The organism is Curtobacterium sp. Arg-1, assembly GCF_025643395.1.
Classification (GTDB): domain Bacteria; phylum Actinomycetota; class Actinomycetes; order Actinomycetales; family Microbacteriaceae; genus Curtobacterium; species Curtobacterium poinsettiae.
Genome location: NZ_CP095731.1, coordinates 3584376 through 3601710 on the forward strand (window position 1 = coordinate 3584376; position 17335 = coordinate 3601710).

The 17335-nt window shown below is 72.5% G+C and carries 17 protein-coding genes; 5 read left to right on the plus strand and 12 right to left on the minus strand.

From position 1 onward, the window contains the following. Positions 1–39 precede the first annotated feature (39 nt). From MXD64_RS17200 to MXD64_RS17245, 10 genes are all read right to left on the minus strand, one after another. On the minus strand, positions 40–1626 hold the full coding sequence (locus MXD64_RS17200) for a serine/threonine-protein kinase (protein ID WP_263136865.1): 1587 nt from the start codon (positions 1624–1626) through the stop codon (positions 40–42). 120 nt (positions 1627–1746) lie between these two features. After that, on the minus strand, positions 1747–2565 hold the full coding sequence (locus MXD64_RS17205; protein ID WP_042537567.1) for a phosphatase PAP2 family protein: 819 nt from the start codon (positions 2563–2565) through the stop codon (positions 1747–1749). Positions 2566–2608: 43 nt separating this feature from the next. Beyond that, complete coding sequence (locus tag MXD64_RS17210; RefSeq protein ID WP_263136866.1) at positions 2609–4294, minus strand: bifunctional 3'-5' exonuclease/DNA polymerase; 1686 nt, start codon at positions 4292–4294, stop codon at positions 2609–2611. A 54-nt stretch (positions 4295–4348) separates the two neighbouring features. After that, positions 4349–4543, minus strand: coding sequence for a hypothetical protein (locus MXD64_RS17215; protein ID WP_017887924.1), 195 nt, complete (start codon positions 4541–4543; stop codon positions 4349–4351). Positions 4544–4577: 34 nt separating this feature from the next. Further along, the gene (locus MXD64_RS17220) at positions 4578–5351 is read right to left on the minus strand and encodes a hypothetical protein (RefSeq protein WP_263136867.1); all 774 of its coding nucleotides are present in this window, start codon (positions 5349–5351) and stop codon (positions 4578–4580) included. Continuing rightward, a complete protein-coding gene (locus tag MXD64_RS17225) occupies positions 5348–6208 on the minus strand; it encodes a carbohydrate ABC transporter permease (protein WP_031260151.1) in 861 nt (286 codons plus the stop codon). Before MXD64_RS17225 ends, MXD64_RS17220 begins: the two co-directional genes overlap by 4 nt. Then, a complete protein-coding gene (locus MXD64_RS17230; protein WP_140448581.1) occupies positions 6205–7182 on the minus strand; it encodes a carbohydrate ABC transporter permease in 978 nt (325 codons plus the stop codon). The genes MXD64_RS17225 and MXD64_RS17230 overlap by 4 nt, the downstream gene beginning before the upstream one ends. Before the next feature lie 9 nt (positions 7183–7191). Beyond that, a complete protein-coding gene (locus MXD64_RS17235; RefSeq protein WP_262118165.1) occupies positions 7192–8517 on the minus strand; it encodes an ABC transporter substrate-binding protein in 1326 nt (441 codons plus the stop codon). A gap of 23 nt (positions 8518–8540) precedes the next feature. Then, entirely contained in the window at positions 8541–9782 is a 1242-nt protein-coding gene (locus tag MXD64_RS17240; protein ID WP_159556150.1) for a Gfo/Idh/MocA family protein, read from the minus strand. Positions 9783–9929: 147 nt separating this feature from the next. Continuing rightward, on the minus strand, positions 9930–10718 hold the full coding sequence (locus MXD64_RS17245) for a DeoR/GlpR family DNA-binding transcription regulator (protein ID WP_031260150.1): 789 nt from the start codon (positions 10716–10718) through the stop codon (positions 9930–9932). Between the two features lie 133 nt (positions 10719–10851). On the opposite strand from MXD64_RS17245, the gene MXD64_RS17250 reads away from it, so the two are divergent. Genes MXD64_RS17250 through MXD64_RS17270 form a run of 5 tightly spaced genes read left to right on the plus strand, consistent with a single transcriptional unit; the run spans position 10852 to position 15614 of the window. Continuing rightward, entirely contained in the window at positions 10852–11730 is an 879-nt protein-coding gene (locus MXD64_RS17250) for an SIS domain-containing protein (protein WP_017887917.1), read from the plus strand. Continuing rightward, positions 11730–12641, plus strand: a complete 912-nt coding sequence (locus tag MXD64_RS17255; protein WP_194589957.1) for an ROK family protein — start codon at positions 11730–11732, stop codon at positions 12639–12641. Before MXD64_RS17250 ends, MXD64_RS17255 begins: the two co-directional genes overlap by 1 nt. Further along, on the plus strand, positions 12638–13756 hold the full coding sequence (gene nagA, locus MXD64_RS17260) for an N-acetylglucosamine-6-phosphate deacetylase (protein WP_263136869.1): 1119 nt from the start codon (positions 12638–12640) through the stop codon (positions 13754–13756). The genes MXD64_RS17255 and nagA overlap by 4 nt, the downstream gene beginning before the upstream one ends. Continuing rightward, positions 13753–14781, plus strand: coding sequence for a 1-phosphofructokinase family hexose kinase (locus MXD64_RS17265; protein ID WP_194589955.1), 1029 nt, complete (start codon positions 13753–13755; stop codon positions 14779–14781). The genes nagA and MXD64_RS17265 overlap by 4 nt, the downstream gene beginning before the upstream one ends. Continuing rightward, positions 14778–15614 carry a class II fructose-bisphosphate aldolase gene (locus tag MXD64_RS17270; protein ID WP_194589954.1) on the plus strand — a complete coding sequence of 279 codons (837 nt, stop codon included), beginning with the start codon at positions 14778–14780 and terminating at the stop codon, positions 15612–15614. Before MXD64_RS17265 ends, MXD64_RS17270 begins: the two co-directional genes overlap by 4 nt. Positions 15615–15653: 39 nt before the next feature. Here MXD64_RS17270 and MXD64_RS17275 read toward each other — a convergent pair whose 3' ends face one another. Together MXD64_RS17275 and MXD64_RS17280 are read right to left on the minus strand one after the other, a co-directional pair. After that, entirely contained in the window at positions 15654–17060 is a 1407-nt protein-coding gene (locus MXD64_RS17275) for an L-serine ammonia-lyase (RefSeq protein WP_259494639.1), read from the minus strand. A gap of 34 nt (positions 17061–17094) precedes the next feature. Then, positions 17095–17289, minus strand: coding sequence for a PspC domain-containing protein (locus tag MXD64_RS17280; RefSeq protein ID WP_017887911.1), 195 nt, complete (start codon positions 17287–17289; stop codon positions 17095–17097). Positions 17290–17335 lie beyond the last annotated feature (46 nt).

The following is a 17335-nucleotide window of genomic DNA, read 5'->3' on the forward strand; positions in this document are numbered from 1 at the left end:
GCCTATTTGCTCCAGGAACTGGACGAAAACCCCGGCGTGTCAGTCCCTGTTCTGCCCGGGGGCGCTGCCGGACTTGCCGGGGCCGGCACCGGGGCCCTTGTCCGACGAGGTGTCGACCGCGCCGGTGCCGTCCTGGGGCGCCTGCACCGGGTTCGAGGCGGGGGTGCTCGGCTCCGGGCCGACGGGCGGGTCCTGCGTGGGCTGCTCCGGCTCGGTCGGTTCGCTCGGCTGCTCGCTGGGCTCCTCGGCCGGCTGCGACGGCTGCTGCTCCTGGGACGGCTGCTGCTCCGCCGGCTCGCTCGGCTGCTGTTCCTGCCCCGGGTCCTCGGTCGGTTGCTGCTCCGTCGGAGCCGTCGAGGTGGTGTCCGTCGGAGCCGGCGTGCTGTCACCGTCACCGTTCAGGGCGAACACGGCCACACCGATGCCGATGAGCACCAGGACGATCACGATGATCGCGGCGATGAGGGGCCCGCGCTTCTTCTTCGCCGGCTGGTCCTCCGGCTGGTCGCCCCGGACCGGGCGGGGCGCGACCGGCGGCGGGGTCGGCCCGCTCGGGCCCGATGCACCGCGGCCGTTCGCCTGGGCGCCGAGGACGGTCGTCGAGACGTCGTCAGCGGCGTTCGGACGGTGGGTGTCGAGGACGCGCGTGGCGTCGTCGCCCGGCTGCGCGCCGCCGTTCGGTAGTTCGCTCGCCGGCATCGCCCGCGTCCGGTCGTCGGCGTTCGCCGCTGCGGCGGCGCCGACTGCGGCACCAGCCGCGCCGGCGGCCGCGGCCGTCACCGCACCGGGCGCACCGGGCAGGAGCTGCGTGGCGTTGGTGGGCTCGTCGCGGCCCAGGGCACGCAGGCGCTCGGCTGCCTCGGCAGCGGTCGGGCGCTCAGCCGGGTCCTGCGCCGTCATCACGTGCAGGAGGGTCCGCCAGGCCGTCGGCAGCTGTCGGTCGATCTCGGGTGAGCGGGTGAGCCGGGCGGTGGCGGACTCGACGGCGCTGCCCGGGAACGGCTGGCGGCCGGTCAGGCACTCGAGCAGCACGAGTCCGAGCGAGTAGACGTCGGCCTTGCCGGTGATCTCCTGCGCCAGGACCTGCTCCGGTGCCAGGTACGCGGCCGTGCCCATCACGGTGCCCGTCCCCGTCACGCGCGAGGCGTCGCGCAGCAGGGCGATCCCGAAGTCGGCGAGCTTGACGTGCCGGCCGTCGCTCTCGAGCAGCACGTTCGCGGGCTTCACGTCACGGTGGACGATCCCCTGCGCGTGCACGGCGGCCAGGCCGTCGGCGACCTGCGCACCCAGGCGGGCGGCGGTCGCGGGGTCGAGCGGCCCCTCGCGCAGACGCGTCGCCAGGTCGCTGCCCGGCACGAGTTCCATGACGAGGTACGAGTCGCCGTCGACGTCGTCGAGGGCGGCGTCGTAGAGCGTGACGAGCTCGGGGGCACGGAGTGTCGCGAGGGTCTGGATCTCCGCCTCGGCGCGGGCGCGCTCACCGCGGTCGACGGGGCCGATGCGGAACACCTTGACCGCGACCTCGCGACCGAGTTGCTCGTCGACCGCCCGGTACACGGACGCCATGCCACCGTGTCCGAGCGTGCCCGTGACGCGGTACCTGCCGCCGAAGACCCGTTCTTCCATGCCCGGCAACCTACCGGTCGCGGCTGACGGCGCTCTGCCGGAGCGCGCCGGGGCGGGCCCGGGCGGCCGTCGAGTGAGCAGAAGATGTCGGGTCGCTCGCGGCCACCCGACTTCTTCTGCTCAGTGGATGACGCGGTCGACGTCCGGCGCGGGCTCGGCACCGTGGTGGATCGCCGTCAGGTACAACCGGTGCGCCGTGATCACGAGCGCGAGCCACGCCAGCCCGAGCGCCCACGCCGCCAGCACGTCGGTGAGCCAGTGGTGCCCGAGGAACACGCGCGACGCACCGACCGACAGCACGAAGAAGGTGCCCACGACGATCGTCAGCACCCGGGTGACGACGCGCGACTGCCGCAGGAGCAGCAGGTACACGATGGTGCCCACGATCACCGTGGAGTTGAGCGTGTGCCCCGACGGGAACGACGGCGACGTCTCGTACGGCGGCACCGCGTCGGACAGCGGCGGACGCGCCCGACCGATCAGGTCCTTGCCCGCGATCGTCATGAGCAGCGAACCACCGCTCGCGGCGACGAGGAGCACCAATGGCGTCCACGCACGCCGCTGGATCGTGAAGCCGACCAGGAACCCGAGCGCGACGATCGGCATCCCGATCGTGCCCGCGATGTCGGTCCACCAGGTGACGACCGTGTCGGCCGTTGGTGATCGGAGCGTGAGGGCCCAGTCGAGGACGGGCCGGTCGAGCACCGCGACGTCGTCGGCTTCACGGACGGCGTCGTAGACCTCGGAGGCGATCCACGTGGCGAGGACGGCGACACCGAGACCCACGGCGAGGGTCAGCAGCAGCACGGGCATGGCACCGAAGCGCTTGCCGAGTGCGGTCCACGCACCGGCGACACCGCGGCCGACCCGGGAGCGCCAGCGGGTCAGGTCGACTTCGCCGACGGTGCGGTCGGCGGCGTCCCCGCGTTCGGTGTGCATCCGTCCACCCTGCCCGAAGCCGCCGGGAGCCGTCCCGGCAGCGTCAGTCCTTCGCCTCCGAGTACGCCCCCACCACCGCGACCGACAGCGGGAACGTCACCGGGAAGTCCTGGAACAGCAGCCGTCCGGCGTCGACGGCGGCCTCCCGGATCTGCTGTGCCACCCAGTCCGCGTGCTCCGCCGGGGCGTGCACCACGATCTCGTCGTGCACGAAGAACACCAGGTGCGGCCCGTCCGTCACGTCACCGGGGAACCGCGCGAGGAGCCGCGATCGCAGGGACCCCATCCACGCGAGCGCCCACTCCGCCGCGGTCCCCTGCACCACGAAGTTCCGGGTGAACCGCCCCCAGCTCCGGGCGCGGGACTCGACGGCACGCTGCATGGCCGGGGTCCCCTCGACCGTGTAGGCCTGGTTCCGGGCCTCGAACCACGAGTCCTCGGGCACCGGTGACGTCCGCCCGAGCAGCGTCGTCACCGGTTCGCCGCGCTCCCCCGCACGGGCCGCGCGCTCCACCATGTCGAGCGCCTGCGGGAACGCCCGGACCAGGCGCGGCACGAGCCGACCGCCCTCGCCCTGGGTCGCCCCGTACATCGCGCCGAGCATCGCCACCTTGGCCTGCTGCCGGGTCTCGACCGCGCCCGAGGCCACCACGCCGTCGTACAGGTCGCGTCCGTCGCCGGCCGCGGCCATCGCCCGGTCGCCGGACATCGCGGCGAGCACCCGGGGCTCCAGCTGTGCGGCATCGGCCACGACGAGCTTCCACCCGGGGTCGGCGATGACAGCTCCGCGGATGCCCTTCGGCAGCTGCATCGCTCCCCCGCCGTCGGCCGCCCAACGACCGGTGACGACACCGCCGACGACGTACTTCGGGTGGAATCGTCCGTCGCGGATCCAGTCGTCGAGCCACGTCCAGCCGTTGGCGGTGAGCAGTCGCGCCAGGCGCTTGTACTCGAGCAGCGGCTCGATGACGGGGTGCTCGATCTCCTGCAGCTCCCACTTCCGGGTACTGGTGACCATCAGGCCGACGCGGCGGAGCGACTTCAGGACGTCGGCGGGCGAGTCCGGGTTGAGACCGGGATCGTCGAGGCGTTCCCGCACGACGGCGGCGATCTCCTCGAGCCGTCGCGGCCGCACGCCGTAGGGCACGCGCGGCCCGAGGGCGTCCTCGAGCAGGCGCTCGTGCACGTCGGCCCGCCACGGCAGCCCGGCGTGCAGCATCTCGGCCGCCACGAGCGCACCGGCTGACTCCGCGGTGAGCAGCAGGCGCAGGGCGCCGGGCGCGCTCGACCCCGCAACGGCGGCGAGCTGCGCGCGGAACTCTGCCACCGGGTCGACCTCGTCGTCGGGCACGGCGGCGGTGAACAACGCGTCGTCGAAGAGCTGGGCCTGCGTCGGGCGGACCACGCGGGCTTCGGCGACCGGGGCGTCCAGGCCGTCGGCCGGCGCAGCGGCGAGCACGGATCCCCGAGCAGCGAGCGCGGCCCGCAGCACCCGACGACCGAGGCGCAGGTCGACGCAGCGACCGACCCGACCCCCGGCGGCGAGCACGGCCGGGTACCAGCGCGCGGTGTCGTCCCACACCCAGCGCACGCCCGGTGCGTCGTGGACCGCGACGAAGGCCGGGAGGCCCGGCTCGTCCAGGCGGACCGGCTCACCCCCGGCGGTCCCCGCGTCGGTCAGGGGCGTCGCGAGGACGCCGCCGTCGACGCGGCGGAGGACGAGGTGCACGACACGATCATGCCGTGCCCCACCGACCCCGGCGGACCAGGGCCGGAACGGGCGTCACTCGCCGGGTCGGACCGCCGCGGTGTCGGCGACGTCGATGCGGACGTCGCCGTCCTCGGCACGGGAGACCTCGACCCGCGGATCGGCGTCGTGCTCGTCGGATCCGGACATGCGACGGAACGTGTCCTGTCGGCGTTCCTCGAACGTCATGTCGACGCCGTCGTCGAGGTGGTCGTGGTCGGGCTTCGTCATGCCGTGCACGGTACGCGGCCGCGGCTGCGGGCGGTCACGCGACCGGCGCCGTTCCGGTCCGCTCGGTCCAGTGCCCACCGCTCGCCCACCGGTCGAGCACGGCCGCACGCAACCGCCCGGACGGCGCCGCGGAGCGAGCGGTCGCCAACGGCACCCCGAAGACGAACTTCGCGACGCTGGCGTCCCCCTCGGTCGCATCGTCCTCCCCCGGCGGGACGAGCCTGAAGCGCCGGGCGAACCGCACGAGGTTGGCATCGGGACCGAGCGCGGCGGGCAGCCCCGGGTCGAGCATCCAGGAGCGGCACTGCCACCGGTCCGCAGCGAGGTGCCCCGCGAAGCCGCGCAGGACCTCGGGTGCGTCGGCGAACGAGCGGTCGCAGGCCACCGGGTCGAGCGGCCCCGTCTCCGGCACGTGCACACCCCAGGCCGACGTGCCGTCCGCCAGGTGGTCGCCGAGTTCGAACTGGAGGCGCCCCACGGCCACCACGCGCCCGGTCACCACGGCGACGAGCCACTCCACCCCGGTGCCGTGCAGCCCGTAGCGCGCGAGCTTGCGGTCGACGTCGGCGACGGATGCCTCGGCGAGCGCGCGCGGGAGCCCACGCCCCGCGAGGGCATCGACGGTGTCCGGCACCGCGGCGCGGAGCGCTGCCACCAGCAGTGCGTCCCGCTCCGCGGGTCCGGCGTCGGCGACGGTGGCGGCCACTGCGGCCGCCACCGTCGCGGAGTCGTCCGGTGACCCCACGGCGGCGGCGAGGACCGCGACGGACGCGGGACGGGCCTCCAGGCCGGGGGTCGCGGTGGTCACTTCAGACCGGACGAGGCGAGCCCGTCCATCACCCGACGCTGCAGCACGACGAACATGATGAGCACCGGCGCCATCGCCATCAGGCTCGCGGCCATCAGCACCGGGTAGTCGATCGTGCGGTCGCTCGACAGCGTCGCGAGGCCGGCGGCGAGCGGCATGTCCTCGGCGCGGGTGGAGACCACGAGCGGCCAGAGCAGCTCGTTCCACGACCACAGCACGGTCGTGATCGCGAGCACGCTGATCGACGGACGGGCCAGGGGCAGCATGATCCGCCAGAACGTCTGGAACGGGTTCGCGCCGTCCATCCGCGCGGCCTCTTCGAGCTCGGGCGGCATGTTCAGGAACGCGGTCCGCATCAGGAACGTGCCGAAGGCGCTGAACAGCCCGGGTGCGACGATCCCCATCAGGGTGTCGAGCCAGCCGAGGCCCTGCACGATCTGGTACTGCGAGATCAGGTAGACCTGCGAGGGCACGAGCAGGATCGAGAGCACGATCGCGAGCAGCGCCGCCCGGCCGCGGAACCGCATCCGGGCGAAGGCGTACCCGGCGAGCGTGCACAGGACGATCTGCGCGATCGTGCGGATGATCGTGACGGACACCGACGTGCCGAGCTGGCTGAGGAACGGCAGGCGTTCGAAGACCTGCGCGTAGTTCTGCCACTGCAGCTCCCCCGGCCAGAAGACCGGCGTGACGGACTGCACCTGCGCGTTCGTCGACAGCGACATGATGATCTGCCACAGGAACGGGAACGCCATCGCGAAGCCGCCGATGCCCAGCACGACGTGGATCCACCAGTGGCTGCCGCCTCGACGGCCGGGCCGGCGTGCTGCCCGGGGTGGTGTGACGGTGGCGGTCATCCCTGCACCCACTTCCGTTGGACGCGGAACTGCACGAGCGTGACGATGCCGATGAGCAGGAAGATCACCATCGCGATCGCAGCCGCGAAGCCCTTGTCGTTGTCGATGAACCCGGCGTTGTAGAAGTAGAAGACGAGCGACATCGTCTTCGGGATCACCGGGTTGGTGCTGCCGAGGATCGCGTACAGCAGGTCGAACAGCTGGAAGCTCGAGATCGTCGTCACGATCACCACGAAGAAGATGCTCGGACTGAGCAACGGCACGGTCACCGAGCGGAACTGCCGCCACCGGCTCGCGCCGTCGAGTTCGGCGGCCTCGTAGAGCTCCGGCGGGATGTCCTTGAGCCCGGCGCCGAGGATGATCATCGAGAAGCCGAGGGACGACCAGAGGCCGACCAGGCTCACCGCGACCAGCGCGAAGCCGGGCGTCGAGATCCAGTACGGGCCGTCGATGCCGACGTTCCCGAGGAACCAGTTCACGATGCCGTAGTCGCCGTTGTACATGATGCGCCAGACCAGCGCGATCGCCGCGGGCATGGCGACGTACGGCAGGAAGAAGAGCACCCGGTAGAACTGCGCGAACCGCAGCCCCGGGGTGTTCAGCAGACTGGCCAGCCACACCGCGATCGGGATCCCGGCCAGGACGACGGCCGTGTAGATCACCGTGTTGAGCAGCGACTGGTACAGCTGCGGGTCACCGACGAGCCGGACGTAGTTCGCGACGCCGGTGAAGGTCGCACCGCCGAAGACGCCCCAGCTGGTGAACGAGTACCAGAACGTCTGGATGATCGGCCAGATGTAGAAGGTGCCGACGCCGACGAGCATCGGGAGCACGAAGAGCCACGGCCACCAGCCGTCGGTCCGTCGTGGCGCTCGGCCGCCGCCGCCTCGCGGAGCCGGGGCACCCCGCCCGGGCGAACGTGTCGTCCGGGCGGGGGCGGCTGCGGCCGGGGGCCGCTCGGTGTTGATCGTCACGCGCGGGTCCTACTCTTCCTTGGCGAGGGCGGCGTCCATCTTCTGTGCGAGGTCCTCGGCCACCTGGTCGACGGGCTTCGACCCGTCGAACGCGCTCGGCAGCAGGGTGGTCTCGAGGGTGTTCCAGGCCGCGGTGTTCTTCGACACCGGCAGCGGCTTCGCGTAGTCCACCGCGTCGAGGAACACCTGCAGGTCGGCGTCGGGCATCGTCTTCGTGAAGGCGCCCTGCGTGCCCTCGTACGCCGGGATGACCGCGCCCATGTCGCCCTGCTGCTGCTGGGCCGTCTTGCCCGCGAGGTAGACCTGCAGCGCCTGGGCGGCGGCCTTGTCCTTGCTGGCCTCGGACACGACGTTCGAGACGCCGTGGATGACGGTCGCCTGCTCCTTGCCCTTCGGCAGCGGGTAGGCGACGACGTCCTTCTCGAGCTCGGTGCCGGTCAGCGCGGAGCGGAACCAGCTGCCGCCCTGGTACATCGCGAGCTTGCCCGAGGTGAACCACTGGTCGGCCGTGGTGTCGGTGAGCTGCTTGATCGAGGGCGATGCCCCCGAGTCGATCAGGTCGGTCCAGAACCGCAGGCCGTCCTCGGACGCCTTCGTGGCGTACTCGGACTCGGTGCCGTCAGCGTTCAGGACCGATCCCCCGGCCTGCAGGATCGTGTTGTAGTAGGTCGTCTGGCCGTCCATGCCGCCGGCCGCTCCGTAGGCGCCCTTCGACTCGAGCTTCTCGGACAGCTCGGCGCCGGTCTGCTGGAAGTCGTCCCAGGTCCAGTCCTTGGACGGCAGGTCCATGCCGGCCTGCTCGAACAGCGACTTGTTGAGCCAGACCCCGATGGTGTCGAAGTCCTTCGGCACGCCGTACTGGGTGTCGTCGTACGTGTACAGGTCGTTGAGGGCGCTCGAGTACTTCGACGCGTCGATGTCCCCGGACTCGACCTCGCCGGTGATCGGCGCGAGCTTGCCGTTGGCCGCGTACAGCTGGAAGTTCGGGCCGTTCATCCAGAACAGGTCGGGCAGTGTGTTGCTCGACCCCTGGGTCTGCAGCTTCGTCCAGTAGTTGGCGAACGGCGTGACGTCGACGCTCACCTTGATGTCCGGGTACTCCTCGTTGAAGCCCTTCAGGTTGGCCTTGATCGCCTTCACCTGGTTCTCGTCCCAGACGGCGTAGGTCAGGGACGCCTTGGTGTCCTTCGGCGCGGCTTCGTAGGCGCCGCCGGAGCCGGATGCTCCGGACGACGAGGAGCAGCCGGCCAGGAGTGCGGCCGCGCCGAGGGCGGCGACGGCGCCGAGGAGGACGCGGCGCACGCCGGTTCCTCGGGTGGGGATGTGTGCGGTCATCGGGGTGTCCTTTCGCACGGCCGTCAGGAGCCGACGGTCTGGGCGGGATGCGGGGTGGAGGGGGTGGAGTGCAGGGCGTTCGACGTGAAGTGCGCGATGGTCTCGGCCGGCAGGGGCGGGACGTCGATGGGGACGGACCCGTTGCGGAGCGAGCGCGTGGCCAGCGCGCCCGCGGCGACGGCGGCGCGGGCCGCGATCGGGGACAGCTCCGACGGTTCGCCGAGGGCGACGGACCGCAGGAACTCGGTCATGGTGAGCAGGTCGGCATCGGCGTGGCCGTCCTCGACGCCGTCGATCGGGTACTCGCGGTCCCCCGCGGTGTCCCAGCCCCGGCGGTGCGTCCAGACCTTCACGACGCCACCACCGGTGTCACCGATGTTCTCGAGGCGCCCCTCGGTGCCGATGACGGTGTAGTTCCGCCAGTAGTCCGGCGTGAAGTGGCACTGCTCGTAGCTGGCCTGCACGCCGTTGTCGAGCGTCATCATCACCATCGAGACGTCCTCGACGTCGACGACGGGGTTCAGCCCGGTCTGGGCGAGCGGCGGCCAGTTGTCGTGGGAGAACCAGTCCCCCATCAGTTCACCGCTGCGGTCGCGGCGGTCGGTGACGTCGCCGTAGACCGACAGCGAGCCCATCCCGACGACCCGGGCGGTGTCGCCCCCGCCGAGCGCGTGGATGACGTCGAGGTCGTGGCTCGCCTTCTGCAGCAGGAGCGAGTTCACCTTGCTGCGGTCGGCGTGCCAGTCCTTGAAGTAGTAGTCACCGCCGTTGCCGACGAAGTGCCGGCACCAGACGGCCTTGACCTGGCCGATCTCGCCACGGCCGATGATCTCGCGCATCAGGCGGACGACGGCGGCGTGCCGGAAGTTGTGTCCGACGTACAGCGGGGTGCCGGTCCGGGCCGCGGTGTTCAGCACCGCGTCGGCGTCCTCGACCGTGATGGCGAGCGGCTTCTCGAGGTAGACGGCGATGCCCGCGCGGAGCAGGTCGATCGCGATCTCGGCGTGGGTCCAGTCCGGCGTGGTGACGATGGCGGCGTCGACGTGACCGGTGAGGTCCAGGTGGTGTTCGACCACCAGGGCATCCGGGTACTCGTCGAGTCCGCGCTGGCGGCCCGCCGCCGTGACGTCCGCGACGGCCATGACCCGGGCCTGCAGCGACGCGTCGGCGGCGGTGGCCTCGGCCACGTGGCGCGCGATGGCGGACCGCTGGCCCATCCCGATCACCGCGACGCGGAGTCCTGCGTTGTCGACGCCCATGCTCATCGCTCCCTTGCGTGAATGTGACGTCCATGATGCCGAATCGCTCATGAATGCACAATAGGCGCTCACGGATCGCTCACGCATCCGCGCAGGGAAGGGTTTTACACGATCGAAACGTCCGGCCCACCCGGGGCCGGACGCACGGAGGGCTCAGTCGGCGACGACGAGCTCCACGCCGGCGCTGGCCAGGTCGGCGGCGAACGAGGCCGGCACGGGCTGGTCGGTGACCAGGACGTCGATGCGGTCGAGTGGGCAGATCCGGGCGAATGTGGAGCGTTCGATCTTGGTGGAGTCGGCGACCACGACGACCCGTCGACCGACCGAGGCGAAGTGCCTGCTGACCTCGGCCTCGCCCTCGTGCATGGTCGTCGCGCCGTACTGCCCGGTGAGTCCGTCGACGCCGAGCACCACCAGGTCGAGGGCGAACTCGTCGAGGGTGTCCCGGACGAGCGGCCCGACCAGCTCGTAGGACTGGCGTCGGGCCACGCCGCCGGTGACCACGATCTTCACGTTGGCACGGACGGACAGCTCGTACCCGACGTTCAGGGCGTTCGTCACGATCGTGATGCCGAACTCGCCGTCAGCGCGGATGAACCGTTCGCTCTTGCCGAGTTCGCGCGCGACCTCGGTCGTGGTCGTCCCGCCGTTGAGCCCGACGGTCTCGCCGGGCTGCACGAGCCGGGCGGCGGCACGGGCGATCGCGGTCTTGGCCTCGGCCTGCCGGGCGATCTTGTACTGCAGCGGCAGCTCGTAGCCGGCACCGAGTGCGGCTGCTCCCCCGTGCGTGCGGGTGACGAGTCGCTGGTCGGCCAGCATCGCGAGGTCGCGGCGGGCAGTCGCGGCGGAGATCCCCAGCAGCTCCCCGATCTCGGCGATCGACACGTTGCCGCGTTCGCTCACCAGTTCGAGCAGGGCGTTCAGCCGCTGTTGGGGGGTCATGACGGTCATCCTACGGCGTCGCCGCCGTCCCTCGGTGATCGGAAATGACGTTTTGCCCTTCCCTTGCGCACGATCGCTCGCTACGCTTCCTGATCATCGATCACCCGGATCGATCCGGACCCGGAAGGCTCCCATGACCGACACCTTCGTGAGCGCTGAACTGGCCTCGCAGCCGGAGACCTGGCGTGCAGCCGCCGCGCTCCTGCCGACCTTCGCCGACGCGCTCCCCCAGCCGGGCGAACGCGTGGCCGTGATCGGCTGCGGGACGAGCTGGTTCATCGCCATGAGCTACGCCGTCGCCCGTGAGCAGGCGGGCCTCGGCGTGACCGACGCCTTCGCCGGGTCCGAGTACCCCGCGTCACGCGAGTACGACCGCGTGCTCATGATCAGCCGCTCGGGCACGACGACCGAGATCGTCGACCTGCTGCAGGCCTTGCCGTCCCAGCGGACCGTGCTGGTCACCGCCGTCGCCGACAGCCCGGCCGCGGCCGTCGCCGACCAGGTGGTCGCACTGCCCTTCGCCGACGAGCGTTCGGTCGTCCAGACCCGCTTCGCCACCACGACGCTCGCACTGCTGCGAGCGTCCATCGGCGACGACGTCGACGCGCTCGCAGCCCAGGCCGAGACCGCACTGACGGTGCCGATCGACGACCTGCTCGACGCCGAGCAGGTCTCGTTCGTCGGTCGTGGGCCCGCCGTGGGTCTGACGTTCGAAGCCGCGCTCAAGACGCGCGAGGCCGCGCAGTTCTGGGCCGAGTCCTATCCGGCGATGGACTACCGGCACGGCCCGATCGCGATCGCGCAGCCCGGCCGACTCGTCTGGTCGCTCGGCGCGGCACCCGAGGGCCTGGCCGCCGAGGTCGCCGCCACCGGTGCCCGGTTCGTCCAGCACGACCTCGACCCGCTCGCCGGACTCGTCGTCGTGCACCGGTTCGCCGTCGCCCTGGCCGAGGGACGCGGGCTCGACCCGGACAACCCCCGGTCGCTCACCCGGTCGGTCATCCTCACCTGATGGGTGGCGCAGGCGCGGTGCTCGGGGTCGACGTCGGCGGCACGGGCATCAAGACCCGTCTGACGACCGCCGACGGACTCGTCCTCGACGAGACCCGGGTACCGACGCCGCGTGACGACCCGGACGCCGAGCGCCTCGCCCTGGCCGTCGCCGGACTGGCTGCCCAGGCCATGCGACGGGCGCCGCTCGGAGCGATCGGGCTGGTGACCCCCGGCGTCGTCGACGAGACCCGCGGCACCGTCGACCTGTCCGTCAACCTGGGATGGCGTGACGTCCCGGTGCGTGACCTCGTCCGCGCCGAGCTCCTGCGACAGGCGATCGACGTCCCGCTCGCCTTCGGCCACGACGTCCGCGCCGGTGCCCTGGCCGAGGTCCGGGCCGGCGACCCGGCACTGTCTCGGGGGTCGGTCTCGTTCGTGCCGGTCGGCACCGGGCTCGCGAGCGCCCTGGTGGTCGACGGTGTCGTCGTGTCCGGTGGTGGCTGGGCGGGGGAGATCGGGCAGGTCCGGATCCAGACCGGCCCGCACGCGGGTCACCGCGTCGAGGAGATCGCGTCCGCCGGGGGAGTCGCACGTCGTGCCGCTGCTCCGTCCGCACACGCCGCCATGCTCCTGGTCCGCCAGGGCGACGCAGCCGCCCGTGCGGTCTGGGACGACTGCGTCGCGGTCCTGGCCGATACGCTCGCCTGGACCACCGCGGTCGCCGGGAACCACACGATCATCGTCGGCGGGGGACTCGCCGAGTCCGGACCGCTGCTGCTCGACCCGCTGCGCGCTGCCGTCGCGGAGCGTCTGCGGGGCGTCCGTGTCCCCGTCATCGTCCCCGCCCGGCACGGCGACGCAGCCGGCGCCATCGGTGCGGGGATCCTCGCACGCGAGCTGCTCGAGACCGAGACCGGGGTCCTGCTGTGACCACCCTCGTCCGGGCCCGTCGCATCGTCACGGCCCAGTCGGACCTGCACGACGGCTGGCTCGTCATCGGCGATGACGACACCGTGCTGGCGACCGGCACCGGGTCCCCGATGCGCGCGGACACCGCCGTCACCGTCGACGGTGCGATCGTGCCCGGGTTCGTCGACCTGCACGCCCACGGCGCACTCGGGCACGACTTCGCCGGGTGCTCCGCCGAGGACGCCCGTGCCGCCGCTGGGCACCACCGGTCACGGGGCACGACCACCCTGGTCGGGTCCGTCGCCACGGGTGAGCGCGCGGACACCGTGGCAGCCCTCACCCGGCTCCGACCGCTCGTCGCGGACGGCACGCTCGCCGGACTCCACCTGGAGGGGCCGTGGCTCGCGCCCGCCCGTCGCGGGGCGCACCGCGTCGACCTGCTGCACGCCCCGGACCCCGCCGAGGTCGACGCCTACTGCGACGCCGCGGGTGGCGCACTGCGGATCGTCACGCTCGCGCCGGAGCTGCCCGGTGCCCTCGACGCCGTTGCCCGCTTCGTCGGAGCCGGGGTCGTCGTCGCCCTCGGCCACACCGACGCCACCGCCGAGCAGACCCGCCGCGCGGTCGACGCCGGCGCCTCGCTCGTCACCCACCTGTTCAACGGGATGGCACCGCTGCACCACCGCGCACCCGGGCCGGTCGGGGTCGCGCTCACCGACGACCGGGTGCTGCTCGAGTGCATCGTCGACGGCCACCACCTCGACCCGGTCACCGTCGACGTCGTCCAGCGCAGCGCACCGGGCCGGATGGTCCTGGTCTCCGACGCCATGGCCGCGACCGGTTGCCCCGACGGGGCGTACACGGTGGCCGGATCGGCCGTGACCGTCCGCGACGGGCTCGCCGTGCTCGCTGACGGTTCGTCGCTGGCGGGCAGCACGATCACGGTCGCCGACGCCGTCCGTCGCCTGCTCGACGCGGGGACCGACCTGCCCGAGGTCGTCGCTGCTTCTGCGGCGCGTGCGGCATGCCTGCTCGGGGCACCGGCACCCCTGAGCGTGGGCGCCCCCGCCGATCTGCTCGTGCTCGACCCGGAGCACGGCAGCGTCCGAGCCCTGCCGACGGCGGTGGTCGCGTGATCCTCGTCGTCACCCCGAACCCCGCCGTCGACGTGACCTACCGGGTCGCCGAACAGCGCATCGGCGAGACCCAGCGCGTGCTCGGGGTCGAGCGACGCCCCGGCGGCAAGGGCCTGAACGTCGGCCGGGTCCTCGCCGCCACCGGTGTCCCGACCCATGCCGTGCTGCCCCTCGGCGGCGACGGCGGGCACTGGATCGCCGACGCCCTCGACGGCCTCGGGCTCGTCCACACCGACGTCGCTGTCCGTGGCGAGACCCGCACGACCGTGACGGTCGTGGACGAAATCGCGCACCCGACGATGTTCGGGGAGCCCGGGCCCGTGCTCAGCCCCGGCGAGTGGGACACCGTCACCACCGCGGTCGAGACACTGCTCGTCGGCGGTGCCGCCGGTGTCGGCGGTGTCGGCGGCGCCGCCGATGCCCCGACCGCAGCGGCCCTGGTGGTGTCGGGCTCCCTGCCCCGCGACACCGACCCCGCGGTCGTCGCCCGCTGGGTCACCGCCGCCCGCCGCCGCGGGGTGCTCTCCGTGGTCGACTGCTCGGGCACCGCGCTGCTGGCTGCCGCTTCGGCCGGGGCGACGGTCTGCAAGCCCAACCGCGAGGAACTGCTCGAGGCCACCGGCGCCGACGACGAACGGTCGGGGGCGCTCCGGCTCCTCGGGCTCGGCGCCGCGGTCGTCGTGGTCTCCCGGGGTTCCGAGGGCATCGCCGCCCACACCGCCGACCACGTGCTCGAGGTGCCTGCGGTCCCCGGGGTCTCGGGCAACCCCACCGGCGCGGGCGACGCAGCCACCGCCGGACTCGTCGGTGCGCTCGTCGCTGCCGGCCTCCCCACGCCCGAGGGCAGTGTCAGCGCCCCCGACGACGCCACCCTGCTCCGCGCGCTGCGGTCCGCCGCCGCACACGGGGCTGCCGCCGTCCTGCAGCCGGTGGCCGGCACGGTCGACCCGGCTGACGTCGACCGCTTCCTGTCCACCCCGCCCGCTCCTGCTCCCGCACACGACCGAACGAGGACCTCCGCATGATCACCGACCTCGCCCTCACCGGCCTGCTCGACACCGCCCGCACGGCACGCCGCGGGGTCGGCGCGTTCAACGTGGTGCTGCTCGAGCACGCCGAGGCGATCGTCTCCGGTGCCGAGCTGGCGGGGCTGCCGGTGATCCTGCAGATCAGCGAGAACTGCGTCCGGTACCACGGCGGCCTCGCACCGATCACGACCGCGACCCAGGCCGTCGCACGTGCGGCCGACGTCGAGGTCCTCGTGCACCTCGACCACATCGAGGACCCCGAGCTGGTGGCGGCCGGCGTCGACCTGGGCGTCGACTCGGTCATGTACGACGGCTCGCACCTGGACTTCGCCGCGAACGTGGCTGCAACGCGGGAACTCGCTGCTCGGTGTCACGCCGCGGGGGTCGCGATCGAGGCCGAGCTCGGCGAGGTCGGTGGCAAGGACGGCGTGCACGCACCCGGCGTCCGCACCGATCCGAACGACGCCGCCGCGTTCGTGGCCGACACCGGCGTCGATGCCCTGGCGGTCGCGGTGGGGACGTCGCACGCGATGCAGACCCGCGAGGCCTCGGTGGACCGCGACCTGGTCGAGCGCCTGCGTGCTGCGGTGCCGGTGCCGCTCGTGCTGCACGGCTCCTCGGGCCTGTCCGACGACGAACTCCGCGGCGCCGTGCACGCGGGGATGACGAAGATCAACATCTCGACGCACCTGAACGGCCTGTTCACCCGTGCGCTCCGCACCGTGCTCGACGAGCGGCCGGACGTCGTCGACCCGCGCAAGTACGTCGCAGCGGGCCGGGACGCCATCGCCACCGAGACGGCGCGGCTGCTGACGCTCCTGCACGCCTGACGAGCGAGCGGAGCAGACGAGCACGCGCGACCGCGACGCTCAGCAGAGCGGGACGTTCACCGCGAGCCCGCCCATCGCGGTCTCCTTGTACTTCGAGGACATGTCCGCCCCCGTCTGCCGCATCGTCTCGACGACCTGGTCGAGCGACACGTGGTGCACCCCGTCGCCACGCAGGGCCATCCGGGCGGCGTTGATCGCCTTGTTCGCCGCGATCGCGTTCCGCTCGATGCACGGGATCTGCACCAGCCCGCCGATCGGGTCGCAGGTCAGCCCGAGGTTGTGCTCCATCGCGATCTCGGCGGCGTTCTCGACCTGCTCCGGCGTGCCCCCGAGGACCTCGGCGAGCCCCGCCGCCGCCATCGACGCTGCCGAACCGACCTCGCCCTGGCAGCCGACCTCGGCGCCGGAGATCGACGCCCGTTCCTTGTAGATCGACCCGATCGCCCCGGCGGTCAGCAGGAACCGCACGACGGCGTCGTCCCGTTCGTCCGCGGAGGCGTCGGCGACCGTGGGGACGTAGGTGCGCGCGTAGTACAGCACCGCGGGGATGATGCCGGCGGCACCGTTCGTCGGGGCGGTGACGACGCGGCCACCGGTGGCGTTCTCCTCGTTGACCGCCATGGCGACGAGGTTCACCCACTCCATCGCGAAGAGCGGGTCGTGGTCGGGGTCCTCGCGGGTGAGCTGCTCGTGCCAGGTGGCCGCGCGACGACGGACGTCGAGCCCGCCGGGCAGGCACCCGCCCCGGCGGACGGATCGGTCGACGCACGACTCCATCACGCCGTGGATCTCGAGCAGCCCCGAGCGGACCTCGGTGTCCGTCCGGGTGACGGCTTCGTTCGCCAGGGCGACGCCGCTGATCGGCAGGCCCGAATCCGCGCAGGCGGCGAGCAGCTCGGCACCGCTCGAGAACGGGTACGGCACGGCGTCGTCGACCGGGATCGCGGCACCGGCGACGGCAGCCGGTGCGTCCACGGCGGGTTCGGCCTCGTCGTCCCGCGCGATGAACCCGCCGCCGATCGAGTAGTAGGTCTCGTCGGCCAGGTCGACACCCGCGGCGTCACGGGCTCGCAGCCGCATGGCGTTCGGGTGGCGGGGCAGCATCGTCAGGGGGTGCAGGACGATGTCGGCGAGGCGGAACGGCACGGTCGCACCGCCGTCGAGCCGCAGGACGCCGTCGCGTTCCAGCGCCTCGAGTGCGCGGGCCATGGCATCCGGGTCGACGGTCTCGGGGTGCGAACCCATGAGCCCCGCGACGACGGCGCCGAGCGTCCCGTGGCCCTGCCCGGTCGATGCGAGGGACCCGTACAGGTCGACCACCACGGAGGCGACGGGCAGGCCACGCACCAGGCTCGCGAACTCGGCACCGGCCCGCATCGGGCCGACGGTGTGCGAGCTCGAGGGGCCGACACCGACGCTGAACAGATCGAAGACGGAGACCGGCACGCCGCCACACTAACCCGTCCGGACGGACCGGTGCTCAGCGCCGCCGACCACCCTCGGGCGGCATCACGAACCACAGCACGACGTAGGCGATCCACAGCGGCCCGGGGAACAGGCTCAGGATGACCCAGATCACCCGGACCAGGGTGCGGGACAGGGTGAAGCGGTCGGCGAGACCGGCGCAGACACCGGCCAGCAGACGACCGTTGCGGGGACGCGAGAGTGTGCTCATACCGACGACGCTACGCAACGCCGCCGGTCCGGCGCATCCGGGACGC